The organism is Egibacter rhizosphaerae, from assembly GCF_004322855.1.
In the GTDB taxonomy this organism is placed as follows: domain Bacteria; phylum Actinomycetota; class Nitriliruptoria; order Euzebyales; family Egibacteraceae; genus Egibacter; species Egibacter rhizosphaerae.
In genome coordinates this window covers 3,148,934-3,175,592 of sequence record NZ_CP036402.1, presented here as the reverse complement: position 1 = coordinate 3,175,592, position 26,659 = coordinate 3,148,934, and the positions used below count along the sequence as shown (strand labels likewise).

Below are 26,659 nucleotides of genomic sequence, written 5' to 3'. Positions count from 1 at the left end.
CGTGGCAAGATACCGCCCGATCCCGTCGTCGACCCGAGCAGGGGAACCGTTGCCCGTCCGTGCCAGGCGCAGCCCGCGATGAGCGAGGCGCCGCCCGTGGTCCCCGACAACCGCTGGGACCTGCTCGACCCGCCTGATCCCGGGCCTTGGGACCCCGACGTCGACGTGTCGCTGGTGGTGCCGTGTCGCGACGGACACGACGCGCTCGCGCGGACCCTCGCGACCGTCGCCGCGCAGCGGTATCCCGCGCATCGGCTCGAGGTGATCGTCGCGGACGACGGCAGCAACCCCCCGCTCGCTCCGGCCGAGCCCGAGCCCTTCCCGCTGCGCGTGGTCGAGGTCGACCCCCCGCCGGCCGGTACGCGCCGGTTCGGCGCCGGCGCCGCCCGCAACGCGGGCGCCGCCGCGGCCGAGGGCGACGTCGTGTTGTTCTGCGACGCGGACATCCTGCTCGACCCGAGCCATGTGGCCGCGCACGCCCGCTGGCACGCGGTCTCGGGCGATGCGGTCACGATGGCACCGCTGCGGTTCGTCGAGACGGACGCGTCGCCAGCGGCACTGACCGAGGCCGCGCGCGCCGGACGCCTGGCGCAGCTGCTCGAGGCCCGCGGCGCGAGCGAGCACACGTGGATCGTGCGGCACGTCGAACGCTCGGAGGGCCTCACGCGCACCCGGCCGGACCTGTTCCGCGTGGTGGTCGCCGCGAATCTGGGAGTGGGTCGAGCGCTGCTCGACGAGGTGGGCGGGTTCACGGCCTTCGGGGTCCGCGGCATCGAGGACACCGAGATCGGCTATCGGCTGTGGAGCGCCGGGGGGCTGCTCGTGCGCGACCCCACCGCCCGTGCGTGGCATCAGGGGGCGCGCACGCTCACCGGGCCGGAGCGGGAGCGCGCCCTCGCCGAGCGCGCACCGCTGCAGGCGGCATGGCTGCCCGAAGGCGGGTTTCGCGAGGACGGGATCGGCGGCCATCCCAGGCCGCGCACCGTGGTCGAGATCGGCCCCGGTGGCCCCGCCGACGTGGCCGCCTGCGTACGCGCGGTCCTGGCCTCCACCGACGGGGACCTCGCCATCTGCGTCCCCGACCCCGCTGACGCGGACCTCGACGACGACCCCCGCGTGGAGCCCGGCTCGACCGCGGCCGAGGCCCATCCCTGGAGCCCGCTGCGCTGGGACGTGCCCGCGGGCGCGCGGCCCACGCCAGCCGCGCTGTCGTCGCTGCGATGTCGCCTCGACGAGCACGGGCTCGGGGCGCTGCACGCGCTGCTGCCGCGCACCGGCGAGCTGGCCCACCTCCGCCGCGCGCGGGCGATGCGCCGGGCCGCGCGGGGCGCTGGCACGAGGGCGTCCGGGCTCGCCCGCCCCGAGGATCTCGACCCGATCGTCGGGGAGCTGTTCGGGGAGCGCTGGGTGGCCGGGGAGGACGTCGGCGTCGTCCCCGAGGGCGTCGCACCACGGGAGGAACCGGTGCGAGTCCACCGGTCGCGACGCGAGCTGGCCGTCGCCGGCGCGCGGGCGATCGGCCGGATCCGCCGCCCTCACGACGTGCGCAAGATCGTGATCGCCGCTCGGCGTGCGCTGGGTCAGTGAACCCCCGCGCGCGCCGGGCCGGTGAGCGTGCCGAGCGCTGCCCGCTCACATGCGTCGGCCCCGGAGCCCGCTGGTGGGCTCCGGGGCCGACGGCGCCGGTGGTGCCGGTGGTTCAGTCGCTCGCTACTTCAGCCAGGGGGCCTTCTGCACGATGGCCAGCTGCTCCCACCGACGACCCAGACCCCAGGTGTGCCCGGCCGCGCCCACCGCGAAGGCCACGAACAGCAGCGCGTACAGCAGGTGATAGGTCATGAACGGGTTGCTCTCCGGCAGCAGGCTGCCCGCCCACATCATCACCACCACCACGCCGCCCAGCACCGCGTTGACGCGCAGCCCGATCCCCAGGATCAACGCCAACCCCATGCCCAACATCGCCACCATGTACATCACGTCCGCGAACGCCGTGCCCGCCAACGCCTGAAACGCCGGCGCGAACGGACCGCTGGTGCCGTGCTCCAACCAGCCCGCCGCCGGACTGCCACCAGCGACCCACGCCTCAGCCGGCGCGGTCGAGAACCGCAACCCGAACGCGCTGTCCAAGAAGCTCCACAGAAAGATCCAGCCGGTCGCGATCCGCGTCACCGCGAAGATCCGCGCGAACGCGCGCGACCGCGGCGTCTGCTCGGCCGCCGGCACGTCGGCGACAGTGATCATGGGCTCGTGAGTCGTGGCGCTCATCGTTCTTCCTCTCTCCAACCAGGGGCCTCGACGCCCCGATCAGTGGCAACGCCCCGCGTGGTGACGTCAAACAGAACTATGCGCGCCCGACCCCACCCGTCACCGTGCCGAACCGCCCCACCTCGCCGGGCCTTCGAGCAAGCCTGCCCGGGACCTCTGGCCCCCGACCGCCGGGACTCCGGCGATCCCGACGCCGGCACGGTCGCCCGGGGTCCCCCGCGCCCGAGCAGCGGATCGCCCACTTCACGGGGCGAATCCGGCAAACGGCCGTACGGGCCGAAGGTCCCGGCCACCCGGGACCTACCGAGCGCGGCGCTGGGTCAGCCGGCGCCGAGCTCCACGAGTCCGCGCTGGAGCGCGGACTCGAGCGGGGACCCGAACCGGTCATAGCACCGGCGCGCCCACGCGAGATGCACGGTGCGCAGCAGCATCGGCACCGCCTCCAGGCCGGCCTGCCGCGTCATCTCCAACCGGTGATTGCCGTACTGCCCGACGACGAGCTCCCCGTCGCGGGCGACGTGGATGACGATCTCGTCGTTCTTGCGCCCGCCCAGCTCCTGCTGGGTGCGGTAGTCGCCCGCCCGGATCGCCTCCCAGGCGGCGACGAGCCGGCGGAAGTACGCGTGCACGTCCTCGACCGTCTCGCAGTGGTAGTTCCACTCGCCGGTGCCCCGCTCGACGATGGCCACCATGTGCGGGAACTGATCGGTCTCGGTGTAGTGCGCGCCGGCCGCGAGCTGCGCGATGGTGCGAGCGATGATCGGCCGCTCGACGCGCACCAGGTCCCAGTCCCCGTCGAGCACCGCCGCACGATGGTCCTCGCCGGTCCAGTGCTTCGTGTCGATCGCCCCCGTCACGCGGTCGGGGGGGACCCGCAGCAGGCGCGGCGTGAACTGCCGGCGCAGCCCGGCGAGTTCCCGGCCGAATCCTCGCCGTGAGGCACCGAGACGCGTGAGCGGGGCGGCCAGCCCGGGTGGGGTGCCGGGCGGTAGCAGACCCGCGTCGCCGGCCTGCGCCGGGCGGGGCTCCGGGGGCGCCTGTGGACCGCTCGTCACGAGGCGCGGCCCCCACCCTTCGCACGGCGGCGCACGTCCCGCCGGACCGCGCCGACCCGGTTGGCGGCCCGGACCACCTTGCGGTTCTGGGCCCGCGTCAGCTGCTCGGCCAGCTCGTCGACCCGGCCAGCGAGTTCGTCCCGCTCGGCGCGAGCCTTCGCGAGCAGGTCCCGCACGCGCTCCTCCTCCCGCTGCGCCTGCGAGAGCGCACGCAGCTGGGCCCCGCTGGCCGCACGCGCGCCCGAAGGAGCCGCCCCAGCACCCGACGGAGACGCACCCCCGCCCGACGGAGACGCCTGCGCCCCGAACCCGTGCGCGGAACCCCCCGCCCACCGACCGCCGAACAGCTCCTCGATCACCTCGGTGAGCGCCTCCTCGTCGCCCGGGTCGCCCCCACGGTCGGCCACGACCCGCTCGGCGCGGCACCACGCGCGCCGCCGCCATCCGATCGCGACGACCTCCGGGGCGTCCTCGCCGGTGTCGACCGGCACCGCGACCCGCACGATGCCGACCTGCCCGCGTTCCAGCGGCTCGCTGAGCTCCGCGACCGCGTCGGGGCCGACCGGCACGGGGGACGGCAGGCGCCAGCGCACCGGCGCCGGCGGCCCGTCGCCGTCGAGCGCGACGCGGTCGTCGGGCTCGAGGGCCTCCCGAACGAGGCGGCCCTCCTCGTCGTCCGCGAGATCGACGACGACCGCGACATCGCGCAGCCGACCGGCGAGGATCCCGTCGACACAGTCCACGACCTCCTCGAACGGATGCCCGCGCCCGTCGACCTCGACGACGACGCGGGGCACGAGGAACCGGCGCGCGGCATCCCGGGGGCGCGCCGACCCCGCGGGGACGTGGTGCCAGAGCAACGGCAGCCGGCGTCGCTTCGTGTCCGCCGCCTCGCCGGACATCAGGTGGCTGCCCGCGTCGACGTGCCAGGCGCCCGCGCTGCGGTCGGGTACCAAGAGCGCCCCGTCCGCGTACGCGCGCCACCCCAGCTCGGTGTCCTCGATCCCGCGCCGCCCGAACGCGGTGAACCCGCCCAGCGCGTGGAAGTAGTCGGCTCGCAGCGAGAGGTTGCAGCTGATCACCGCCGCATGCAGATCGCCGCGCGCGACAGTGAGCTCGTCGGTGCGCTCGACGAACTCGACCCACCAGGGCTCCCCCTCGGTGGGTACGTCCGCGGCGAGCTCGGTGATCCGGCCCTGCGCCAACGCGTCGGCGCTGAGCGCGTCGCCGGCCTGCTCCCGCAGCGGCGCGAACCACCGCGGGCCGATCACGACGGCGTCGCGCGCGGCCCGGTGCCAGCGCACGTGCGCGGCGACGAGGTCGGGCTCGGCCACCATGTCCGCGTCGAGGAACAACAGCACCTCGCCGCGGGCGTGACGGGCTCCGAGGTTGCGGGCTCGCCCGGCCCCGAACCCTTCGCGTTCCTGTCGCAGCAGGCGGACGGGCAGCTCCTCACGGGGCACCTCGAGGGGCGGGTCGCTGCCGTCGTCGACGAGCAGGACCTCGAGCAGCTCGGCCGGGTAGCGCTGGGCCTCGAGCGCCGCGAGCGTCAGCGCGAGCGCACCACCGTCGCCGCGGGCGGGGATGACGACCGAGACGGTGGTGGCGTCCTGCCCCTCTCCCGGGCCGGCGCCCTCGCCCTCGCCCTGGTCGGGTGTCGGGACCGGCAGTGCCCGCCAGTCGTTATCCTTGACCGCCGCTGCCGGCGGCCGCCCGCGCACGGGGCTCTCGGCCCCCGCTGCCGCCGTGGACCCGGACACTGCGCCGGATCCACGCCCGGCGTGGGGTCCCGTCGGACGCGGATCGTCGGTCATGGGGCAACACCCTCGCGGGATCGAGGCCAGCTGAATGCAAGCGCCGCAAGCCTACGACGCGCCACCGACCGCCTGCGCCCTCGGCGAACTGTTGCCCCGCGGGCCCTGGCGTGTCGTCGCGACGTCCGCGGCCTCCGCGCAGCGGCTGTGCGCGGCGATCGAGGAGGTCGAGGCGGCCATCGGCCTCGACGACCCGGGATGGCGGGCCCGGTTGCGGGCCGTCCCCGCCACCACCGGCGTGCTCGTGTTCGCCGGGGGAGGCCGTACTGCCGCCACGCTGGACGTGCTGCGGCTCCTGCGCGCGCACCGCGCCCCGGTGGTGCTGCTCCCCCCGCCCGAGCCGTTCGGCGGGACGCCTGACGAGCCCTCCTCTGGCCCGTTCGGCCGGGCGCCCGACGAGCCCTCCCCCGGCCCGGCGTCCGGGTCGGAGGCCTCACTGGCCCGGATGGCGGGCGCCCCCGGGCCCGCCGGGGCCGATCAGGGCCACGCGGTGCGGATCGACCTGGGTGGGCGGGTGGTCGCGGGGTTCGTGCGGGCGCCGCAGCCGCAGCCGTACGCGTGGGCGGTCGACGCGGTGTCGCGGGCCGCGCGCCTGGCCCCGCAGGCGCCGCGTCTCGCGGCGGTGGGACCGGCGGCACGGGCGGCCGCGCGCGGCTGGTCGCGCGTGGTCGACCGGGACGCCGATCCCCGGTGGGCGCCCGACTGGGGCGATCGGGGGTGGCGCCGACCGGACGCCGTGCTGCTCGACGACGGCCACCCCGACCCGGCCCTGAGGGCCGGGACCGAGCACGCCGCCCACTCCGCGGCGATCCCCCTCCTGCGGATCGACGAGCGGGACGAGCCCGTGACGTTCGACCCCGACCGTGACCGGGTAGCGTACCGACCCGCCTCCCGTCCCGGCCGCGTCACCGTCTGGGCAGGGCAGCCCCTGCCCGGGGGGGCCGAGGACTGGGAGGCGCTGTCGGTGCTGGCCGCCGGCGCGTCCGACCGCGCGATCGCGGCGACCGTCGTGCAGGCCGCCGCGCGCGGGTGGATCGCCGCGGTCGACGGGGACGCGCGGTGGCGGGCGCACGTCGGCGAGCGCACCCTCGCCGCGTTGGATGCCGCCAACCGTGCCGATCTCGCGGACGCCGACGTCCGCGAGCGAGCCAGCGTGCGGTTGGGCCGCGTCGTGCACGACGAGCACCACCCGGCGGCCGCGCTGCGTGCGCGGCTCGCGACCGCGGGCTTCGAGCCCGAGCACCCACCGGCGGTCAGCGTGCTGCTCGCCACCGCGCGCCCGGAGTTCCTGGACCACGCCGTCCGCCAGGTGGCGACCCAGCGGTACCGGCCCTTGCAGGTCGTGCTCGTCGCCCACGGGCCGGCCGCGGCGCGGGCCGCCACCGAGATGGACACGTCGCCACTCGGTGACGACATCGACCTCGTCGTCGTCGAGGCCGCCGCCACCGAGCCGCTCGGCGCGACGCTCAACCTCGGGGCACGAGCCGCGGACGGGCCGGTCCTGTCGAAGATGGACGACGACGACTGGTACGGCCCCGACCACCTCGCCGACTGCGTCGGGGCGCTGCGGACGAGCGGGGCGCCGCTGGCGGGCAAGTCCGCGGAGTTCGTCTACCTGGCGGCCCGCGACGTGACCGTGCGCCGCGCGCCGGGCAGCGACCGTTTCAGCGACGCGGTCAGCGGTGCCACGCTGACGCTGCACCGGGCGGATCTGCATGCGCTCGGTGGCTTCGCCCCGCACGGGCGGGCGGTCGACCGACGCCTCGTCGAGGCCGTCGAGCGGACCGGCGAGCGGCCCTACCGGACCCACGCGCTGCAGTTCGTCGTCAACCGCCACGGCGGGCATGCGACCTGGACCGCGGGCACCGACTACTTCCTCTCGCGTGCACGGGCCCAGTGGCGCGGGCTCGCGCGGGTGGCCGCCGACCTCGACCCTGACCGCGATCCCGACCTCGGCCCCCAGCGGGACCCCGAGCGCTCCCCCCAGCGGGATCCCGCCCTCGCCCCGGGGGTCGATGGTCGACCGGGAGCCGACCGCGACGCCGACCCGGGACCCGGTCCAGCCCGGGCCGCGACGGGGAGTCCGCACGATGGCTGAGGACCGACGCCCCGCATCGGCGACGGTGGACGGGGACCTCGTCGTCGCGGCCGGTGACGACCTCCCGCGCCTGCGCACGTGGCTGGGCGAGGCCGCACTGACGGTCACCGTCCCTCCGATCGACCTCGCCGCCGCGGACGCGCGGGGCAAGCTGCGCGCGGTGGCCGACGGCGACCGGCTCGCGGTCCTGCTGACCGCCGCACACGCCCGGTGGCGCCAGCTGCTCGCCCCGGCGTTGCACCGTGCCGGCGACGCGCGCGTGTGCGTGCTGCGGGGGCTGCGCGGCGCGGGACGGGTCGACGAGCTCGTCGAGGTCGCCGCCGAGGCGGGGCTGGAACCCGCCGACGCGCGCGGCGTCACGGTCGACGGCCTGCCCGGCGTCGACCTCACGCTGCGCCGCGCGAGCGACCCCATGGCGTGGGCCGGCGCGCTGCTGGCCATCGCCGGACACACCACGGGGCAGACCTCCCCCGAGCGGGCCGGTCCGAGGGTGGCCATCCACGGCAGCGCGGGTGCGTGGGTGGACGGTCTGGCGCACGCGGTGGGGGTCGACGCGGCCTGGATCGACGACCCGGCCGCGCTGCGCCGCGCCTCCCCCGACGTCGTGCTGCTCGGTCCGGATGCGCCCGCTGCGCCATCGGCTCTCGAGGCGGTGGACACCGCCGTCGCCGCCGGCGCCCTCGTGTTGTCGGTGGGCGCGCCGTCGCCCGGCTGGGCCGACCGCGTCACCGCGCTCGTCCCGCCGGGCCCGGCGCCGGTCCCCTTCAACGCGATCGCCCCCGCCGGACGCGACGCACCGATCCACGACGTCACCGACGATCTCGCGGCCGACGCCCCCACCGCGGCCGCGACCCTGGTGCGCCTCGGAGCGGCCGGGACGCCGGTCGTCGCCCCCGACCTGCCGGACGCGGTCGCCGGCCTGCTGGCGCCGCCCGTCGCGGAGCTGCTCCGCCACCCGCCGGCGCCGCTGCTCGAGGCGGAGCCCGCGGACGCCGGCGACCCGCGCGGGGCGCACGCACGGCGCGAGGTCATCCGCCAGCGCCACGGCGTTCGCCTGCGTCGCGCCGTCCTCCGCGCCCACGAGGTCGGCGGCTGGTGGGACGCCCGCGCGGCCGACCTGGGGCTGCGCCGCGCCGAGTCCACCGCGGTCTCGGCGGTCTGCGCGACGCGCCGCCCCGAGTTCTGGCCGCACGTGCGCGCCCAGCTCACCGCGCAGACCCACCGGCCGCTCGAGTGCGTCCTCGTGCTCCACGGTCCGGCGTGGGAGGGAACCGAGCCCGACACCGGGGGGCTCGACGTCCCGATCACGACCGTTCGGGTCGACCCCGAGCTCCCGCTGGGCGCTGCCCTGAACCGGGGCGTCGCCGCCGCGAGCGGCGCGATCGTCACCAAGATCGACGACGACGACTGGTACGGACCCGACCACGTCGCCGACCTCGTCGCCGCGCTCGAGACGGGCGGCGCGACGCTGGCCGGCAAGGGCGCCGAGTTCTACTACCTCGCGGGCTCGGACCTCACGGTCCAGCGGGTGAACGACCGCTACGAGGCGCCGAGCCGCCTCATCGCCGGCAACACGCTCACGATCCGTCGCGCGGACCTCGACGCGGTCGGCGGCTTCCATGCCGTGGACCGCACCGAGGACCGCCGACTCGTCGCGGACGTGCAGCGCTGGGGCGGGGTCGTCTACCGGACGCACGGGTTCGGCCACGTCGTGCAGCGCCACGACCGAGGCCACACCTGGCACGTCGCGGACGCCGAGCTCGCCGAAGGTGCCCGCTGGATCGGCGACGGGCTCGCGCTCGCGACCGCCGACTGCGCCGCCGACGACAGGCCCGACGCGCCCGACGCCGGGGGGTGACGCGTCGCTACCGGCCGAGGGGACGCTCCGATTACACGAGGCGCCAGGCGTCAACCTCGTCGCCGAGCAGCTCCCGAACGCGGCGCACGTCGGGGAGCAGGCGACGCCGCACGCGACGCGCGACGCGTCGCGGCAGCTCCCCCGACGTGTCGATCGGACGAGCGCGTCGGAACCGCCCGGGCTCGGTGAACAGGTCCGGTGACGGCTTCTCGTCCGAGCGGTGCCGCTCGCCCTCGACGGCCGGGGCGCGCGCGGGGTCGACCCCGACGAACCGGCAGAGTTCGCCGACCACCGCGTCGGGTTCGGCGCGCAGCCGCTCAGCGGTCGCCAGGTGGATCTGGCTCCGCGGGAACCGCTCCAGGTAGGGCTCGAGCTGCCACGCGTACAGGCTCGTGAGGACCATGTTGTCCGACGCCGCGAGCGCGTCGGCGATCGGCTCCCGGATGCGCCCGGCGGCGACGCCGTGCCGATAGTGCGAGCGGATCCGGTCGACGGGGTCGCGCATGAGCATGACGAGGCGCACGTGCGGCAGCGCTCGGGCGAGTCGCTCGGCGCTCGCCCCCTGTCGGTGGCGCTTGGTGTAGTTCACGCTGCCCTCGCCGCGGGCGATCGCATCCTCCCCGCCCGCGAACCACCGCGCGCCGTAGTCGGCGAGCGCCTGCTCGCTCGGCTCGTTCAGGTTGAAGAAGTTGGGCTCCTTGGGCTGCGTGACAAACACGTCCGGATGGGCCCCGAGGTAGTGGTGCAGGCTCTGGGTCCCGCTCTTCATCGCGCCGATGATCACGAACGTCGGCAGCTGCCGGGGATCGGGGGCGGCCACGCGGTCAGCCCTCCGAGGTCCGGGCCGGGTGAGCGGGCGCGGCGCCGAGGACGAGCTCCTGCCACACGCGCGCGAGCCGCGGCCGGTCGTAACGTTCGGCCACGAACGCGCGCGCCTCCCGCGCCTGCGAGGCCCGCGTGTCCTCGTCGGCGGCGCGCCACACCGCGGCGGCGGCCGCCTCCGTGTCGTGGTGGACCCAACGGGCGGGGAAGACCTGCTGGGCACCGGGCCGCTCCCAGATCACCGGGACGGCGGCGGAGGCCATGCCCTCGGCGGCGGCGAGGTGGAAGCTCTCGACGTCGGAGGGCGAGAGGATCCAGCCCACGTCGCGCAGCCAGTCGGCGACGGGGCCGAACCCGTCGAAGCGGACCGCGCGCGCGAGGCGGTCGCTCGACGCGATGCGGTCGAGTTGCGCCTCGAACCAGCGGCGTTGTGGGGTGTCGTGCCAGACCCAGTCGACGGCCGCCGGATGCTGCCCCTTGCACCGCAGCCGCCAGCCGGGGTCGACCTCGAGCAGCGCCTCCAGCAGGTCGAGGGCGCGGTCGAGGCGCTTGAGCTGGCGCTCCCAGCCGAGGAGTCCGAGGGTGCGTCCGGCCGCGGCGGTCTTGCCGGTCGTGAATGCCTCCACGTCCACCGGGTTGGGCACCCACAGGCACCTCTCGTCGGGCCAGCCGAAGCGCTCGACGGCGGCGTCGCGGAAGTGCGGGCCCGCGAACGCGATCAGGTCGACCCGATCGGCGTCGAGCCGCGCCGGAGCGTCGCGGTCGAACTCGAAGCGGTGGAAGCGCACGACCAGTCGCTGGCGGTCGCGGCGCTCGCGGGCGGCGACGACGGCGTTGTCGAGACACCACTCGGCGAACAGGACGTCGGCCCAGCGCGCGAGCGACCGACTGCGGGCGGGGTCGTGCTCGGCCAGCCCGAACCAGCGGTCGTAGCGGAGCACGCCGCCGGCGTCGCGCAGCGCGGCGTCCACGGGCTCGAAGAACTTGAAGTCGAACGCGCTCGCCGCGACCCGCACCGGTCGGGACGCCTCCCAGCTCGGGCTCGCACGGCGCGCGGATCCCGAGCGCCCGGTCACGCCCGGCCCCCGCGGGCGAGGCGGGCGAGATCGACCGGCAGGCGCAGCAGCGCCCGGGGGCTGCGTCGCGCCGCGGCCAGCAACTCGCCGAGGCGCCACCAGCGGCGCTGTCGCACGCGCTCGAGCTTGTCCTCCGCTGCCCGGCGGCGGGAGCGCTCACGCTCGAGGTCGCGCATGGCGCGCTCGCGGGCGGCCTCGGCCTCGCGCACCGCCCGGTCGGCGGGCGCCGGGGCCGCGGCCTGCTCCGCGCGCTCGGCCCGCCGTTCGGCGCGGTCGGCGCGGCGGCGCTCGTCCCGGGCCCGCTGCTCGGCGTCGGCCACCCGCTGTTGCGCGGCGGCGACCGTCCAGTCGCGGTCCTCGGCGTCGAGGACGGCCTGTTCGGCGGCCACCCGCAACTCACACGTCTCGGCCTGGGCCTCGGCGAGCGCGTCGGCCAGCAGCGGTGCGAGCGTGGCGTCCACCGCCGCGTCCACCGCCGCGTCCACCGCCGCGTCCGCCGATGAGGGGGGCTTGACGCCCGGGCGCGCGAGGACGCGCAACCGCGCGTGGGCGACGGCGTGCTCGTCGATGGCCCACTCGCCGGCCAGGGCGATCAGGTCGTGCGGCGCCACGCCGGCCGCCGCGACCCGGCCGTCGGGGCCGAGCAGCGTGGCGGTCGCGGCCCGACCGTCGGCGTCGAGCGACGGATCGAGCGCCGTGACGACGTCGGCGGCCGGGGGCCCGGAGGCCGCGAGCTCGGTGAGCGTGCCCTCACGGATCTCGATGCGGTCGCCGACGTCCCCGGGCTCGGCATCGCAGGCTGCCTCGGCCGCGCGGCGGGCGCCGGCGTCCGGCACCAGCACCAGCACGTCGGCGCCGCGGCGCGCCGCGGTGACGCCGACCGCACCGCCGCTGCCCAGATCGACGACGCGGCCGCCGGTCGGCAGCTGCGCGGCGAGCCAGTCGACCGCGGCGGCGGCCGAGGCCCGCTCGGCCGGTGCGCCGACCTCCCCCGCCAGGAGGGCGGGCACGTCGGCGCGCGGATCCGGCTGACGGGCGAGTGCGGCGTCGACCGCGGCACGCCAGTCCGGCGGCGTCCCGTCGGCGTCACCGGCACCGGAGGCAGCGGGTAGCATCACGGGCGATGAGCATACCTGCCGCCGCGCCGGTACCGGCGACCGTCGCCGGCCCCGCGTCGGACCAGCCCCGGGTCGCCCACAATCGCTGGGACCAGCTGTCCGTGCCGCCGCTGGGCTCGTGGACCCCGACCATGACCGTGAGCCTCGTCGTGCCGGCCTACGGCGACCATGACGAGCTGCCGCTGACGCTCGCCTCGCTCGCGGCGCAGCGCTACCCGCCCGAGCTGCTCGAGATCGTGGTCGTCGACGACGGCAGCGACCCGCCGCTCGACGTGCCGGCGTTCGCCGGGGACGTACCGGTCCGTGCGGTCCGTCAGGTCAACGAGGGCTTCGGGGCGGGCAAGGCCCGGTCCACCGGAGGGTTCACGGCCACCGGCGAGATCCTGTTGTTCGTCGACGCGGACGTGGTCCTCGACCCGCACCACGTCGAGGCCCACGCGCGCTGGCACCACACGATCGACCACGCGGTCACGATGGGATTCCGCACCTTCGTCGACTTCGCGGACATCGGCGCGGACGACGTCACACGGGCGGCCGCCGACGGCGGGGTCGCCGCGCTCGTCGAGGGCCGCGAGCAGCAGGACCACGACTGGATCGAGAAGCTGCTCGGCGAGACGGACCAACTGCGGGAGCCTCGGGGGGACCTCTGGCGCGTCGCGGTGGGGTCGTCGATCGCGGTCCCGTCGTGGTTGTTCCGGGAGGTCGGCGGCTTCCCGGTGTTCGGCATCCGCGGCTGCGAGGACACGATCTTCGGCTACCGCCTCTTCACTCGCGGGGCCGTGCTGGTACCCGACCGCGAGGCGCACAGCTGGCACCAGGGCCCCCGCCACCTCGACGACCAGGCGTCCCGCGACGCGGCGATCACCCGGCGCCTGCCGGTCATCGCGAACCACGCACCCGCGCGCAACTACCGCCGCTCGGTTCCCGGCCGGGCGTTCGCCGTGCCCTACCTCGCGGCGGAGGTGCCGGTCAGCGAGGCCACCACGACCGAGGAGGAGGCCCTGCGCTGCATCGAGTCGCTGCTCGCCAACGACACCGCCGACGTCGCGATCGGGGTGACCGCGCCGGCCGGTGATCCGGTGCGCGAGCGGCTCGACCTGTGGATGGCCGGCCAGGACCGGGTCACCGTGACCGATGCCGCCACCTGGTCGGCCACGCACCCGTACACGCCGATCCGCCTCACGGTGCCGCCGGCGGTCCGCACGGCCCCGGACGCCCTGGTGCGCGTCCGCGAGCGACTCGCCCACCACCGGGTGGGCGCCCTGCACGTCGTCGTCCCGGGGATGGCTCCCGACGCCCACGGGACGGTGGAGGCCGTGAGCACCCGCGCGGTCCAGCGCGCCGCGCGGCTCACCGACCGCCCGGGCGAGGTGGCCGCGCTGGTCGGCGAGCTGTTCGAGGAACGGTGGGTGCCCGGCGAGGACCTCGGCATCGGCAGCGTGGGCAAACCGCCCCCAGCGGGCGGGTCGGGGACCGCCCGCGACGCGCGCATCCAGCGGCTCGAGGCGCAGCTGGGCGCGGCCGAGGACACGCTCGCCCGGTTGCGGCGGCGCCGCGTGCTCCGGATCGCGGACGCCTTCGGGCAGGTCGCGCGGGCCCGCCGACCCGGCGCGGCGATGGCGGCGCTGCGCGGGCTCGCGCGCACGCTCGCCGGACGCGATCAGGCCACGACGGCTCGACGCGACCCGCCCGACCCGGCCGGCTGACCCACACCGCGCGGTCAGGTCGCAGGGCACCCGCTCAGCCTGGCGACACCGGCACGTCGACCGTGCGGGCCACGTCCCAGACGTCGGCCAGGTCGTCGAGCCGGGCGGTGCGGAAGCGCGCGTACGCGGTCGCGTCGCCCCCGGTCGCGGCACGCCACTCGGCCTCCGGGGGGACGAGCTCGAGGACGAGGCCACGGTCACGTGCCAGATCGACGCCGTCGTGGTCGCTCACGAGCACGACGGGCTCACCGCCGTCCCGTCGCGAGGCCGCCTCCGCGCAGGCCGCGGCGAGCTGCGGACGGCCACCCCCGAACGCGCGGACCAGGGTGGTGCCCAGCCTCGGGTCGCCACCAGGGCGCACGATCGGGCGCCCGGCGAGTGCTCCCGGCCCGCGCCCGGCCAGCGCCCGGGCGCGCTGGCGTCCGGCGAGCAACGCGCGCTTGGTTGCCACCTGCGAACCCGGTGGCAGCCGGGCGAGCAGCCGCCGATAGACCCGCCGCACGAGACCCGGAGCCGGGGCCGCCACTAGGCCCCCTCCCCGCGGCGTGCGGCGGCCTGCCGGGAGAGCACCGCCGCCGCCTCCCCCGCGCCGTTGCGCACCGGCCGCCGCTGCAGGCGCGCACGGACCCGCGCGGCCTCACCGGGCGCGAGCAACGCGGCGAGGATCCGGCGCAAGGTCTCCGGCGAGCCGTCCTCCCAGCACCGGGCGACGCCGAGACGGTCGGCGAACCGCGCCCGTGCGAGCTGGTCGTCGAGCTGGGTCGAGCGGTTCGGCGCGAACACCGCGGGCACGCCCGCCGCGAGCACCTCGTGGTACGTGTTGTAGCCGGCCGCGGTGAGCACGACGTCGAAGGCCGCGAGGTCGGCGGCGAGCGGATAGCGGCGCAGCCGGGCGACGTCGCCGGGCAGGTCGTCCCGCGGCGCGACGAGGGTGGAGTCCGCGAACGCGATCCGGACCCCGGGCGTCGCGCGCAACGCCGCGAACGCGGCGCCCAGCGTGCTCGAGAGGTCGTTGATGGCCCCCGCGCCGAGCTGGACGAGCGCCCAGGTCGGGTCGGGATCGAGGCCCAGCGCGGCACGGGCCTCGGTCCGGTCGCGCTGCTCGCCCGGATCGCACAGCAGGATGGGGTCGACCCGCACCGCCCCGTCGTCGGCCCTCGTGGTCGCGCCCCGGTCGGCGGGGGCCGCGTGCTCGCCCGGCTCGATGACCGCGTCGAAGAGTCCCGCTCGCGCGACCGACTCGCGCCCGAGCCCCGGCTGCCACATCGCGCGCCGGACCCACACGAACGCACGACGGCGGTGACGGGAGGTCGCGCGCAGCAGGCCGACATAGGGATGCGTGCCGTCGAAGGCCACGACCGCGGGGTCGTAGGTCGCGAGCAGCTCCTCCAACCGCCGCTCGTACAACAGGTTCCAGTCGGGCTGGTCGAGCGGGGCCGCGCCGGGCGACGGCAGGTGCTCGACCGCGAACCCCTGTGCCCGGACGACGGGCACGGCCTGCGAGGTCGTGAACACGATGGGGGTGAGGCCGTGCGGCAGGCGGGACCCGACCGCCATCGCGCGGGTCAGGTGGCCGAGGCCGATCCCGTTGGTCGTGCACAGCAAGGCGCGCCCGGCCGGTGGGCCGGGCGCGCGGGTCGATCCGTCTCGTCGTCGCGCCATGGGTGGCGGCAGCGTAGCGCCGCCGCCGACGCGCCCGTGGTGGCTACGGGGCGCCGTCGAGTACCTCGATGCGCACCTGGCCGGTCCCGGCGCTGCGCAGGCCGATCGTGTCCGCGGCGGCGCGCGAGAGGTCGATCACGCGGTTGCCGGCGTACGGGCCGCGGTCGTTGATGCGCACCTCGACCGATCGGTCGGTGGCGAGGTAGGTGACGCGCACCCACGTGCCGAAGGCGACCGTGCCCGGCGGCATCGCGGCCGTGAGCGCGTTGGGGTCGTAGGGCTCGCCGCTGGCGGTCGGGCGCCCGGCGAACCGGTCGCCGTACCAGCTGGCCTCGCCCTCGACGACGTCGACGACCTCGGGGCCCTCCGGCTCGGCCTCCTCCTCGGCCTCGGCGGGCTCCTCCTCGACGAGCTCGTCGGGGGGCTCGGGCAGGTCGTCGCCGGACGCGGCGGCGGAGGCACTGTCGACCACCCACGAGTGCAGGCCGCCTCCGACCACCGTCGCGCCGGTCACGCGGTCGCGGCGCAGCGCCTCCTCGGCGTGTGAGGAGAGCTGATCCCGCCCGCTGAACAGGACCGTGCCGCCGATGCGGGCCGCGAGACCCCCGGCCAGGAAGACGTCGGGCTGGGCCCGACCGTCGACCAGCACCGCGGTGAACTCGGCGTCCTCGGCGGCTCCGTCGAGGACGCGGTCGGCGACGCGAGCGGCCGTCGCGGCGCGGGTCTCGCCGGAGTGTCGCTCCACGTCGAAGCCGGCGCGCTCGAGCTCGTCCGAGACGCCGTCGGCGAGCACGTGCTGTCCGCCGATGAGCTGGACCCGCTCGACATCGAGCTCGTCGAGCGCGTCCAGGGTGACCTGCGGCACCGAGTCGTGCCGGCTCAGGAGGGTCGGGGTGGCTCCGGCGCCGGCGAACGTCGCGGCGGCGCCGGCGTCCGGCCATCCGGGCCGGTCGTCGGCGGAGAACCCGAGGGCGAGCGTGGCCGTGTCGATCTCGTCGTGCAGCTCGGTCGCGGCGGCCGCCGCGGTCCCCACGCGGGTGTCACCGTCGATCCGCTCGACCTCGAGGTCGGCGTCAGCGAGCGCGTCCGTCACGGTCTCGTCGATCGCGGCCGGGCCGCCGAACACCCAGACCCGCTCGGTCCCGAGCCGGTCGAGCTCGTCGGCGACCCGGGGGTCGAGCCCCGCGCCGTCGGTGTACAGCAGCGGCGCGTCGAGCTCGCCGGCCACCGAGCCCGCAGCCAGCGCGTCGGGATAACCGTCCTCGTGCACGAGCAGGGCTTCTCGCGCGTCGTCGCCAGCGGCCTTGCTGGTCTCGATCGCGGTCTCGATCCGATCGTTGCCGGCGGCCAAGCGCACGACCTCGTCCTCGTCGTCGGCCAGGACGGGTGTCGCGGCGACCGGGACCATCAACGCCCCGGCGGCGATCACCGCCGCACGGGTGGTCACACGTCGGAGCAGTTGCGTTCGGGAGAGTGTCATGGGGCTCGCTTTGTGGGGTGGGGTGTGGGGGTCGGGTGTCGGGTCGGGTGTGGTTGTGGGGGGTGCCGCGTCCCGACGGGGCAGGGAGCCTTCATGGCCGCGCACGCGACGCGTTCGGCCGGCGCGGTGCGTTGATCGTGAACTGGGAACTCGTCCCGCCGAGGGCACCCGGATCGTGCCAAGCGACCCGGTCGCCGCAATCGCCCCGCTTGTCCCTCCGGACACCTCCCCTTGGGCCACGGCGACCCTCCCCCGGGTCGGGGAACGCCCTCCGCAATGTGCGACCGGTGCCCGCCTGGCACCGACCGGGGTCGGACGTCGCACGACCGGGCCCGGGGAGGCGACGGTGCGGCCCGACTCAGCGACCGTGCGTGGTGCGCGCGTCCGCGTAGATGCGGCGCAGGTGGGTCGACGGCCACGCGAAGCGGGCCCGCACCGCATCACGGCCCGTCAGCGCGCGGGCCCGGACGCCCGGATCGGCGCGCACGGCTCGGAGTGCCTCGGCCCAGGACTGCACGTCGTGTGGGGCGGGCGGGCCGGGACCGGGCGCCGCGACGAGCCGAACACCCGGCAGGTCGCCGACCACCTCGCGCGTGCCGGGCAGGTCGCTCGCGACGACGGGGACCCCGGCGCCGAGGTACTCGAGGGTCTTGGTGGGCAGGGACCGCCGGTAGTTCGGGATGTCCGCCAGGGGCGACAGCCCCGCCTCGGCGGTGGCGACCCGTGCCATCGCGTGCGGGTGAGGCACGAACCCGGGCAGGTCGAGCTCGACGTCGTGCGCATCGGCGTCGGCCCGCAGCACCGTCGCGAGATCGGAGGCGCAGCGGCCGATGAGCCGCAGCCTGCGGGGTGGCTCGAGGCGGCCGACCGCCGCGACCGCGAGCCGCGCCCCCCGCACCTCCGTGACGTCCCCGACGTACACGAACCAGCCGTCGCTGGGCGCGGCCTGGGGAAGCGACGCCGGATCGGGGTAGTTGGGCAGGACCGGGTGCGCGCGCCGGAAGCGGTCGGCGTAGTTCGGCTCCGCGAGCGTGACGACGCACCCACGCTCGGCGGCCCGCAGCAGCCCGGCGGCCAGCCACGCGAGCGGGCGCCGCAACGGGCGCGGCAGCCACGCCTTCGTGGCGATCTGGGCCGGCACGTCCTCGTGCACGTCGACGATCACCGGCCGGCGGCGCAGGTAGCGGGTCGCGAGCGCGAGCGGGATGAGCTCGGGATCGTGCACGCTCACGAGCGCGACGTCGCGGCGCCACGCCTCCCGCACGGCGGCGAGCCAGCGCCGCGGCCGACCGCCCGGCAACGCGCGCCACTCGTGGTCGTCGACGGTCGCGGGAGCCGGGGGCCGGGTGGCGTAGCGCACCGGCCCGTCGGCGGCCACGACCGCGACCGTGCGGTAGCGCAGACGCGGGTCGTCGGCCTGGTGCACGGTCGACAACACGAGCACGACGGCGTCGGGCCGGGACGCCGCACCGGCCCGCGACCCCGCCTCGTGGGAGGCCCCGCTGCCGGCCACGCGCTACAGCGCGGTGACGTTGGGGGCGTCGATGCCGCGCTTGCGGTACGCGCCGCGGGTGTCGAACACGGCGGGCACCGCGTCGGCGAGCTCGGCGAGGTCGATCGCGTCGTGGTCGGTGAGGACGACCGCGAGAGCGTGATCGGCGATCTCGTCGCGGCTGTGCCCGACCGTGCGGTAGCCCTGCGCGGCGATGCGCTCGGGCTCGATCAGCGGGTCGAGCACGCCGATGTCGCCCCCGCGTGCGGCGAGCTCGGAGAGCACGTCCCAGGCGGGGGACTCGCGGTCGTCGGCGACGTTCGGCTTGTAGGCGACCCCGACCCCGAGGATCCGAGTCCCCCACACGGGCCGGCCGTGGCGGTTCAGGAGCTCGGCGACCCGGTCCGCGTTGTACGCCGGCATCCGGGTGTTGACCTGCTCGGCGAGGTCGATGAAGCGCGTCGCGAACTTCGCCTCGCGGGCGCGCCAGGCGAGGAACTGCGGGTCGAGCGGGATGCAGTGCCCTCCCACCCCGGGCCCGGGGTAGAACGCCTGGAAGCCGAACGGCTTCGTGTCGGCGGCGTCGATGACCTCCCAGACGTCGATGTCGAGCTCGTGCGACAGCTGCGCGAGCTCGTTGACCAGGCCGATGTTCACCGCGCGGTAGGTGTTCTCGAGCAGCTTGGTCATCTCGGCGGCGCGCGCGTTCGACACGAGGTGCACCGCGGGCACCAGGCGCCGGTAGGCCGCCTCCGCCACCGCACCCGACGCGGGCGTCACGCCACCGACGACCTTCGGGATCTCACCGGTCGATCGCTGGTTGCCGGGATCGACCCGCTCGGGGCTGAACGCGACGAAGACGTCCCGGTCGAGCTCGAGCCCCTTCGCGGTGGCCGCCGGCAGGATGATCTCGTCGGTCGTCCCCGGATACGTCGTCGACTCGAGCGTGATCAGTTGACCGGGCCGCGCGACCTCGCGGACGGTATCCGCGGCCGCCTCGATGTAGCTCATGTCCGGCTGCCGGTTGCGGCCCAGCGGGCTCGGCACGGCGATGAAGATCGTGTCGGCGTCCACGAGCCGGCTCGGGTCGCTGGTGACCTCGAGCCCGCTGTCCAGCGCCTCGACGAGCTCGCCGTGGGTGACGTCGCCGATGTGGCTCGTGCCGCCCTTCAGCCGCTCCACGACGGCGTCGGAGACGTCGAAGCCGACGCATGCCAGGCCCTTCTGCGCCGCGGTGACCGCGAGTGGCAGGCCCACGTAGCCGAGGCCGATCACACCGGCGGTCCACGGACGCTCGCGGAAGTGCGCGGCGCGGTCGGTGACCTCCGACGACCAGCCGGCCGAAGCCGGATCCGACGCGGTGGCGGACGATCCGCTGGGGGATGTGTGATCCATGACGGCGTCTGCATCCTCGGGGTGGGCGTCCTCGGGCAAGGCCGCACGACGCCTCGGCCGGATCCGATCGCCGGGCCCCGGGCGAGGCCGTGCCGCGCGCAGTGTAGGTGCGCGCGGTGCGACCCGGCACCTGCCCCTGGCCGCCCCGGCGGGCCGGGCGTGCCGTGGCCCGCCTCCCGGGTGAGGAGGCGTGGCCCTGGCCGCCCCGCGGGCCGGGCGTGCCGGCCGGCCTCAGGTTCCGAGGTCCCGGGGGCTGGTGAGGAAGCCGACGGCCCAGCAGCCGTGCATCGTCGCGAACACCAGGGGCAGGCGCAGGCGCGCGCCGGGCTCGAGGCCGCGGCCGGCGGCGGCGCTCGCGCCGAGCACCGCGAGCAGATAGCCCAGCGGTGCGACCCAGCCGGCCAGCGCGAGCGCCCGGACACGCTCCGGAGCGCGTCCGAGCGTGCCCCCGGCCGGCCGGGTCCGCCCCGCCGGCCCCGTCAGCCCGCTCCGTCCCGCCAGCGCGGTCAGTCCGAGCGCGGCGCCTGCCACCGTGCCCACGAGTGCTGCGGGCGGGGCGAGCTGTCGCAGCGCGAGGGAGTCCGGGTGGCGCCGCACGACCGCCCGGCGCCAGCGTCCGTACTCGAAGTACTGGCGGGCGAGGCCGCGCAGGCTGTCCCGCGGGCGGTACGCGACGCGCAGGTCCGGGTGGAACCACACCTGCCCGCCGCTCTGGCGGATCCGATGGTTAAGCTCCGCGTCCTGGGTGCGCACCAGCCGCTCGTCGAAGTGGCCGACGCGCTCCAGCGCCGCGCGCCGGAACACCCCGAGATAGACGGTGTCGACCGGCCCCGGGCGCCCACCGGTGTGGAAGCGCGCGTCACCCGTCCCGAACCGCGACGTCATCGCGGCGGCGACTGCTCGGGTGAACGGGGTATCGCCCTCGGCGGCCATGATGCCCCCGACGTTGTCCGCGCCGGTCTCGGCGAGGAGCTCCACTGCCCGACGGACGTAGCCGGGCGGCAGCACCGCGTGGCCGTCGACGCGCACGACGACGTCGCCGCTGGTCGCCGCGATCGCGGCGTTCAGGCCGGCGGGAGTGACGCCCCGCGGGTTGGCGGTCACCGCGACGCGCCGGTCCCTCGCAGCCACCTCCCGCGCGAGCTCCTCGGTCCCGTCGTGCGAGGGCGCCACCGCCACGCACACCTCCAGGAGGCCGGCGTAGTCCTGGGCGAGCACGGCGTCGAGCGCGCGGCCGAGATGCGCCTGCTCGTCGCGGACGGCCATCACGACCGACACCGACGGCCGAGCAGAGTCCGGGTCGGACTGCCCCGGGCGCCCCGGGTCGGACTGCGCCGGGCGCACCGGGTCGGAGTCCGCCGGGCGCACCGGGTCGGAGTCCGCCGGGCTCACCGGCGACAGTCGTCCGGAACGGATTGCGCCCCGACGTAGAACTCGTCGGGTTCGGGGGCGGACTCACCCTGACCACGACCCTCCTCGAGCGGATCACCCTCGCCGCCTTCGCCGCCGTCGGCCTCCCCGTTCCCGCCGTCGGCCTCCCCGTTCCCGCCGTCGGCCGGGCCGCCGCCGTCGTCGCCCCCGCCGAACTCCTCTGGGGTGCTGACGAGCGCGGGGTCGGCGATCTCGCCGAGCACGATCTCGATCCCGTCGCCCTGCGGCGTGCGCGTGGACAGCTCCGCGCTGGGCAGGTGTGCCCCCAGGAAGGCGGCCTCGTCGGCGAGCTCCGGCGAGTAGCGCACCTCCGTCTCGTGTGCGCCGAACACCTGCGCGTTGCCGACCGAGGCGACCGTGAACCCTCGCTCGCCGAGCTCGTCGCTGATCGCGGCGGCGAGGCCGGGCTCCCCCGCCGCGTTCAGCACGGTGACCGGCGGCACGTCGCTCGCCGCGATCCGTGGCTCCTCGGAGTCCTCGGGCTCGCGGGGGTCCTCGAGTGCGCCGGTCCGGAAGTCGTAGAACAGGTCCGCGGCCTCGTCCTCGCGGAGGATCTCGTACGCGATGTCGTCGATCATCTCGAAGTCCGCCGGGACCGTGCGCGCCTGCACGCTGTCTCCCCCGAGATCACGGAGGCTGAACGCGATGCGGCGCATCCGGTCGAGCGACAGGCTCTCGTCGGCCTCGACCGCACCGGCGCCGGTCTCGACGAGCTCGAACAGGCGTGGCACGTTCGCGAGGGTGCCGATCGACGCCGTCTCGCGGACCAACTCCTTGATGAGGCGCTGCTGGCGAGCGATCCGGCCGTAGTCGGAATCGCTCGCCCGATGGCGGGCGAACCCCAGTGCCTCGACGCCGTCGAGCCGCTGGCAGCCGGCATCGAGGTCGAGGTTCGCGCGCCAGTCGTCGATGGGATGCTCGAGGTACACGTCGACGCCGCCGACCACGTCGACGACCTCGATGAACCCGGCGAAGTCGATCGCGACGAAGTGTTGGATCGAGATGCCGGACACGTCGCGGATCGTCTCGACCAGACACGAGGGCCCGCCGCGACCGGTGTTCTCGCCGACCTGGTAGGCCGCGTTGATCTTGTCGGTCGAGCCGTCGCACAGCTCGACGCGCAGGTCGCGTGGGAACGACAGCAGCGACACCTCGTCGGTCTCGGGATCCAGCCGCGCCACCATCATCGTGTCGGTGCGCATCCCGCCGTCGTCGTCGCCGGTGCCGAGCTCGGCCCGCTCCTCGGGGGTGAGGCCGTCGCGCGCGTCGCTGCCGACCACGAGCACGTTGATCGCCCCCGGGATCTCCTCGTAGTCGGCGACGCCGTCGCCGTCGAGATCGCCCGGGTCGGTGAGCGTGTCGACCTCGACCCGGTCGACGCTCGCCTCCGCGCGCAGGTACAGCATCACGCCGGTCATCGCGACCGCCCCGAGCGCGAAGAGGAGCACGCCGACCAACGACCACCCGATGCGCCGCCGCCAACGCGGCCGCCCAGTCGCGGTGCTCTGATTGCTCGCCATGCCCGACTCGCCTCCATGACCCCGTGCCGCCCCGGCTGCGCGGCCGGCCACCGCCGCGCAGGCACGTCGAACCCGCGCACTCCGGGGGATACGTGAAACCTACCATGCCGGGGGTTCCGACCGACCTGACCGACACGCCGGACATGCGGGTTTCGGCCGTTCTGCGAGGGTGTCGGCAGCGGTCCGCAGAGGCTGAAGCAACAGGGGAGACCACCATGTCCGCGCCCGCGCCACGTACCGTCGGGGACGCCCTCGCCGCGCGCCTGGCCAGGGACGCCGACCGACCACTGCTCACCTACCGGGACCTCGACACCGGCGAGCGCACCGAGCTCGGGGCCGCGACGTTCGAGAACTGGGCGGCCAAGTGCGCCGACCGGCTCCTCGACGACATCGAGCCCGGCGAGCTCGTCGAGGTCGCCGCCGACGGGAGCTGGCTCGGGTTCGTCGCGGTCGTCGGCGGCGGCCTCCTGCAGGCCGTCGTGCGGGTGCGGGCGGGAGCTCCCTCCGCCGACACCGCCACGTGCCGGATCGTGCACGAGCGATTCGGGCCGGGCGCGGACGACCTCGTCGTCGGCGCCGGACTCGGGGGGCGCCCGACCGATCCCGCCGCGAGCGCGTTCGCGACCGAGGTGCTCGAGGGCGCCGACGTCGTCGACCTGCCCGACGCGGAACCGCAGGCGCCCTGGCTCGACCTGGGGGCCGCGACCCGCACGCAGGAGGAGGCGCTCGGGGCGGGGGCGGCACTCGCCACGGTCGGCGCCGGAAGCGACCGCCGCCTGGCCCTCGGGATGTCGATCGATGACCCGCGGGGTTGTGCCGTCGCGGCCGCCGCCCTGGCATCGGGGGCGAGCATCCTCGCCACGCGCGGGGGCCCCCGCGACGCGGCGGACGAGCAGGACGCGGACGAGCAGGCCGTGCAGGACGAACGGAACGTACGGGACGCACAGGGCGAGCGGGGCGCGTGGGAGGCGTGGTCCGGCGCGGTCGGCGAGGAGCGGGCCCACGTCGCCCTGCTCACGGCCGACGGGCTGTCCACGGTCGCGGGGCTCGACTCACCGCCGACGCTGGAGGCCGTGCTCGTGCCCGCCGTGATCCCGGAGTCCGAGCTGCCGGCAGCCACGACCGCCGCGGAGCGCCTCGGCGCCGACCTGCGCACCGCCGCTGATGGAGTGCCCCGCCTCCCGTGACAGCGGTGCTCAGGCGACGGGCGCGCCCGGCTCGACGCCCTGGTCCACGCCGAGCAGGCGGACCGTGCCGTCCGGCTCGAGGCCGCCGAGCACGAGGAACTCGCTGGTGAACCCCGCGATGCGCTTGTCGCCGAGGTTGATGGCCCCGACGACGAGCCGCCCCTCGAGCTCGTCGTGCGCATAGTTGGTGATCTGTGCGCTCGTCTGCAGGGTCCCCACCGCGGGGCCGAAGTCGACCACGAGCTTGCAGGCGGGCACGCGCGCCTGCGGGAAGTCCTCGACCCCCACCACGCGCCCGACGCGCAGGTCGAGACCGAAGAAGGCGTCGGCGCCCACGGGCTCCTTGCGGGGTAGGGCCGCGGGGTCGTGCGGTTGGCTGGTCACGGGGCACTCCTTCGCCAGCGCGTCCTCGGGGCGGCATCCTTGCCCGGACATCGTCGGACACCACGACAGTGTCGTGGAGGGGAGCATCGTGATGCACGTCGGTTCGAGGCCAGCGAGCCGCGCTCGCCCTGCCCGAGCGTCGGCAGGCGAGGGGCCATGAGCGAGCCCTCGCGTGGTCCGAGACACACCGACGGACGTGAAGCGTCGTCCGCGCGCGACACACCGCCCGGACCGAGACCGCTCGGCGGCACGTTCGTTCTCGCGGGCGCCATCCTTTGGGGCACGGCGGGCGCGGCGGTGGCACTGGGGCCGTCCGAGGCCACGACCTGGCAGGTTGCGCTCGCCCGGCTGGGCCTCGGAGCGGGCCTGTTGCTGCTCCTCGCGGCGGCGACCGGCAGGCTCGGCGGGCCACCTCGGCCGCTCCGCGCCGCCGTGGCCGCCGCGGCCGCGCTGGCTGTCTTCCAGGCGGGCTACTTCACCGCGATCGACCGCGCCGGCGTGGCTCTCGGCACGGTCGTGGCGATCGGCTCGAGCCCCATCCTGGCCGGCGTGGTCGAGCGCGTCGCGCTCGGCGTCAGACCCGAACGGCGCTGGTGGCCGGCCACCGCGCTGGCCGTGCTCGGCCTCGCCCTGCTGCTCGGCGCCGACCTGCGCGCCGAGACCGGAGACGCCCTCGGGATCGTGGCGGGGCTCATCGCCGGGCTCGGCTTCGCCGGGTTCGCGGTGGCCAGCCGGCGCCTCTCGCGTGGGGCCGGCGACCCGGCGGCGCGGATGGGGTGGCTGCTCGCCGGCGCCGCCATCGTGTTCGCCCCCGCGGCGGTCGGGATCACCGTCGCCGCCGGCGACTCGCTCGAATGGGCTGCCTCCCCGCCCGGCCTCGCGATGCTCGGCTGGCTCGCGGTGGGCGCGACCGCGGTCGCGTACTGGCTGTTCGGACGCGGGATCGCGAGGGTCCCGGCCGCGACCGCAGCGACGCTGGTCCTGGCGGAGCCGCTCACCGCGACGGCGCTGGGCGTGGGGGTGCTCGCGGAGCGCCCGGTGCCCGTCCAGATCGTCGGGGCCCTGCTCGTGCTCGCCGCACTCGTCACGCTCAGTGTGCGCCGTCCCACCGCCCGGGGTGCCGAGGCGGACGATCCGGGGCAGCCGTCAGAGCCGCGGTACAGAAACCCGCGCGGACGCGGGTAACCGTACCGCGGGTCTGAGCGCCCCGACGGCGCCGCCTCACCGCTGTGCAGAAAACCCGCGTGGACGCGGGTAACCGCACCACGACGGTGGGCGCGCGGGTAACCGCACCACGAACGACACGGGTGCCGGCGAAGAAGCGCGGCGGGCGAAGAAGCGCGGCGGGCGAAGAAGCGCGGCGGGCGAAGAAGCGCGGCGGGCGAGACAACACCGCGGGCGAGGCAACGCGGCGGGCGAGGCAACGCGGCGGGCGAGACAACGCGGCACCGCGGGCGAGGCAACCCGGTGCCACGGTCCCCCACCGCCGCGGCACGGAGGACCCCATCGGCGCCCGCGCTCAGGCCTCCTCGGCGATGCTGTCGACCGGCCGGAGCCGCGACAACGCGATCCGCCCCCGCTGGACGGTGTGGGCGTCGGTGCCCGGGTCCCCGTGCACCTGCAACCCGGGGTCCTGGCTGATCCGCACGACCGCGCCTCCGCCGGGCGTGCGATCCACCACTTCGGACCGGGAGGCCGACAGCCGCTCGTTCGCAGCCATGGCCACCCAGTCCGGCCCGCTCCAGGCGTGGGCGGGCGGCGCCGGGAAGTTGAGGTTCCAGAGCTCCGGCAGCGGTGTTGCCACGAGCTGCTCGATCACCCAGGCGGTGTGCTGCGCGACCCGCGCGAGGTCGTCCCCCCGATGACGCTCGGGTGCGCACGAGACCGCGACGGCGGGCAGCCCCATCCCCCACGCCGTGATCGCGGCCCACGCCGTGCCCGACCGCCAGATGTCGCGCCCGATGTTCCACCCGTAGTTCGGTCCGCTCACCACGATGTCGGGCCGCTCTTCGACCAGGCCGGTGAGCGCCACGGCGGCGCAGACGCTCGGTGAGCACTCGGCCGCGGCCCAAGCCTCGTCGGCGACGATCCCCGGCAGCGGCTCGAGGGGGATGTCGATCGGCCTGCCGAGGGGCAGGGGCGCCAGCGAGCCCGACACGCCGCTGCGGTTGCCGTCTGGCACGACCACCGTCACACGGTGTCCGGCCTCGGTGAGGCCGCGGGAGAACTCGCTGAGCCAGGGAGCATCAGCGCCATCATCGTTGGTCAGGAGCACGCGCATGGAGGCGAGGATAGC

21 protein-coding genes are annotated in these 26,659 nt (G+C 76.0%); 6 read left to right on the top strand and 15 right to left on the bottom strand.

Going from position 1 to position 26,659, the window contains the following annotated elements; translation table 11 throughout:
- The first annotated feature begins 78 nt into the window (after positions 1 to 78).
- Complete coding sequence (locus ER308_RS14770; RefSeq protein WP_165492118.1) at positions 79 to 1,587, top strand: glycosyltransferase family 2 protein; 1,509 nt, start codon at positions 79 to 81, stop codon at positions 1,585 to 1,587.
- 123 nt (positions 1,588 to 1,710) lie between these two features.
- Here the strand turns inward: ER308_RS14770 and ER308_RS14765 are convergent, their stop codons facing one another.
- The 3 genes from ER308_RS14765 to ER308_RS14755 all read right to left on the bottom strand — a co-directional run bounded on the left by ER308_RS14765 (position 1,711) and on the right by ER308_RS14755 (position 5,080).
- A complete protein-coding gene (locus ER308_RS14765) occupies positions 1,711 to 2,265 on the bottom strand; it encodes a hypothetical protein (protein WP_131154681.1) in 555 nt (184 codons plus the stop codon).
- A gap of 320 nt (positions 2,266 to 2,585) precedes the next feature.
- Entirely contained in the window at positions 2,586 to 3,320 is a 735-nt protein-coding gene (locus ER308_RS21720; RefSeq protein WP_165492117.1) for a hypothetical protein, read from the bottom strand.
- On the bottom strand, positions 3,317 to 5,080 hold the full coding sequence (locus tag ER308_RS14755; protein WP_165492116.1) for a glycosyltransferase family 2 protein: 1,764 nt from the start codon (positions 5,078 to 5,080) through the stop codon (positions 3,317 to 3,319). Before ER308_RS14755 ends, ER308_RS21720 begins: the two co-directional genes overlap by 4 nt.
- 88 nt (positions 5,081 to 5,168) lie before the next feature.
- Here ER308_RS14755 and ER308_RS14750 point away from each other — a divergent pair, with 88 nt between their 5' ends.
- Positions 5,169 to 7,232: a glycosyltransferase gene (locus tag ER308_RS14750; RefSeq protein ID WP_131155688.1), complete on the top strand. Its 2,064-nt coding sequence runs from the start codon at positions 5,169 to 5,171 to the stop codon at positions 7,230 to 7,232.
- Positions 7,225 to 9,090 (top strand): glycosyltransferase family 2 protein, encoded by a 1,866-nt coding sequence (locus ER308_RS14745; protein WP_131155687.1) that lies wholly within the window; start codon positions 7,225 to 7,227, stop codon positions 9,088 to 9,090. The genes ER308_RS14750 and ER308_RS14745 overlap by 8 nt, the downstream gene beginning before the upstream one ends.
- 31 nt (positions 9,091 to 9,121) lie before the next feature.
- Here the strand turns inward: ER308_RS14745 and ER308_RS14740 are convergent, their stop codons facing one another.
- The 3 genes from ER308_RS14740 to ER308_RS14730 are packed head-to-tail and all read right to left on the bottom strand — an operon-like array spanning position 9,122 to position 12,106.
- Positions 9,122 to 9,910 carry a sulfotransferase gene (locus ER308_RS14740; protein ID WP_131155686.1) on the bottom strand — a complete coding sequence of 263 codons (789 nt, stop codon included), beginning with the start codon at positions 9,908 to 9,910 and terminating at the stop codon, positions 9,122 to 9,124.
- A 4-nt stretch (positions 9,911 to 9,914) separates the two neighbouring features.
- Positions 9,915 to 10,928: a glycosyltransferase family protein gene (locus ER308_RS14735; protein ID WP_131155685.1), complete on the bottom strand. Its 1,014-nt coding sequence runs from the start codon at positions 10,926 to 10,928 to the stop codon at positions 9,915 to 9,917.
- 56 nt (positions 10,929 to 10,984) lie between these two features.
- Positions 10,985 to 12,106 (bottom strand): hypothetical protein, encoded by a 1,122-nt coding sequence (locus ER308_RS14730; RefSeq protein ID WP_131155684.1) that lies wholly within the window; start codon positions 12,104 to 12,106, stop codon positions 10,985 to 10,987.
- 5 nt (positions 12,107 to 12,111) lie between these two features.
- Here ER308_RS14730 and ER308_RS14725 point away from each other — a divergent pair, with 5 nt between their 5' ends.
- Positions 12,112 to 13,812, top strand: a complete 1,701-nt coding sequence (locus ER308_RS14725) for a glycosyltransferase family 2 protein (RefSeq protein WP_131155683.1) — start codon at positions 12,112 to 12,114, stop codon at positions 13,810 to 13,812.
- Between the two features lie 34 nt (positions 13,813 to 13,846).
- On the opposite strand, the gene ER308_RS14720 is transcribed toward ER308_RS14725, so the two are convergent.
- The 7 genes from ER308_RS14720 to ER308_RS14690 all read right to left on the bottom strand — a co-directional run bounded on the left by ER308_RS14720 (position 13,847) and on the right by ER308_RS14690 (position 22,792).
- Complete coding sequence (locus ER308_RS14720) at positions 13,847 to 14,338, bottom strand: hypothetical protein (RefSeq protein WP_131155682.1); 492 nt, start codon at positions 14,336 to 14,338, stop codon at positions 13,847 to 13,849.
- Positions 14,338 to 15,474, bottom strand: a complete 1,137-nt coding sequence (locus tag ER308_RS14715; protein WP_131155681.1) for a glycosyltransferase — start codon at positions 15,472 to 15,474, stop codon at positions 14,338 to 14,340. Before ER308_RS14715 ends, ER308_RS14720 begins: the two co-directional genes overlap by 1 nt.
- A 43-nt stretch (positions 15,475 to 15,517) precedes the next feature.
- Positions 15,518 to 16,921, bottom strand: coding sequence for a septal ring lytic transglycosylase RlpA family protein (locus tag ER308_RS14710; protein WP_165492115.1), 1,404 nt, complete (start codon positions 16,919 to 16,921; stop codon positions 15,518 to 15,520).
- 391 nt (positions 16,922 to 17,312) lie between these two features.
- The gene (locus ER308_RS14705; protein WP_131155679.1) at positions 17,313 to 18,467 is read right to left on the bottom strand and encodes a glycosyltransferase; all 1,155 of its coding nucleotides are present in this window, start codon (positions 18,465 to 18,467) and stop codon (positions 17,313 to 17,315) included.
- 3 nt (positions 18,468 to 18,470) lie between these two features.
- Positions 18,471 to 19,841 (bottom strand): nucleotide sugar dehydrogenase, encoded by a 1,371-nt coding sequence (locus ER308_RS14700; protein ID WP_131155678.1) that lies wholly within the window; start codon positions 19,839 to 19,841, stop codon positions 18,471 to 18,473.
- Between the two features lie 231 nt (positions 19,842 to 20,072).
- Positions 20,073 to 21,119, bottom strand: a complete 1,047-nt coding sequence (locus ER308_RS14695) for a glycosyltransferase family 2 protein (protein WP_205745638.1) — start codon at positions 21,117 to 21,119, stop codon at positions 20,073 to 20,075.
- 110 nt (positions 21,120 to 21,229) lie between these two features.
- Positions 21,230 to 22,792: an LCP family protein gene (locus ER308_RS14690; RefSeq protein ID WP_131155677.1), complete on the bottom strand. Its 1,563-nt coding sequence runs from the start codon at positions 22,790 to 22,792 to the stop codon at positions 21,230 to 21,232.
- A 215-nt stretch (positions 22,793 to 23,007) separates the two neighbouring features.
- Here ER308_RS14690 and ER308_RS14685 point away from each other — a divergent pair, with 215 nt between their 5' ends.
- A complete protein-coding gene (locus ER308_RS14685) occupies positions 23,008 to 23,979 on the top strand; it encodes a TIGR03089 family protein (RefSeq protein ID WP_131155676.1) in 972 nt (323 codons plus the stop codon).
- A gap of 9 nt (positions 23,980 to 23,988) precedes the next feature.
- Here ER308_RS14685 and ER308_RS14680 read toward each other — a convergent pair whose 3' ends face one another.
- A complete protein-coding gene (locus ER308_RS14680; RefSeq protein WP_205745637.1) occupies positions 23,989 to 24,363 on the bottom strand; it encodes a hypothetical protein in 375 nt (124 codons plus the stop codon).
- A 156-nt stretch (positions 24,364 to 24,519) separates the two neighbouring features.
- Here ER308_RS14680 and ER308_RS14675 point away from each other — a divergent pair, with 156 nt between their 5' ends.
- Complete coding sequence (locus ER308_RS14675; protein ID WP_131155674.1) at positions 24,520 to 25,548, top strand: DMT family transporter; 1,029 nt, start codon at positions 24,520 to 24,522, stop codon at positions 25,546 to 25,548.
- A 334-nt stretch (positions 25,549 to 25,882) separates the two neighbouring features.
- Here ER308_RS14675 and surE read toward each other — a convergent pair whose 3' ends face one another.
- Positions 25,883 to 26,644 (bottom strand): 5'/3'-nucleotidase SurE, encoded by a 762-nt coding sequence (gene surE, locus ER308_RS14670; RefSeq protein ID WP_131155673.1) that lies wholly within the window; start codon positions 26,642 to 26,644, stop codon positions 25,883 to 25,885.
- Positions 26,645 to 26,659 lie beyond the last annotated feature (15 nt).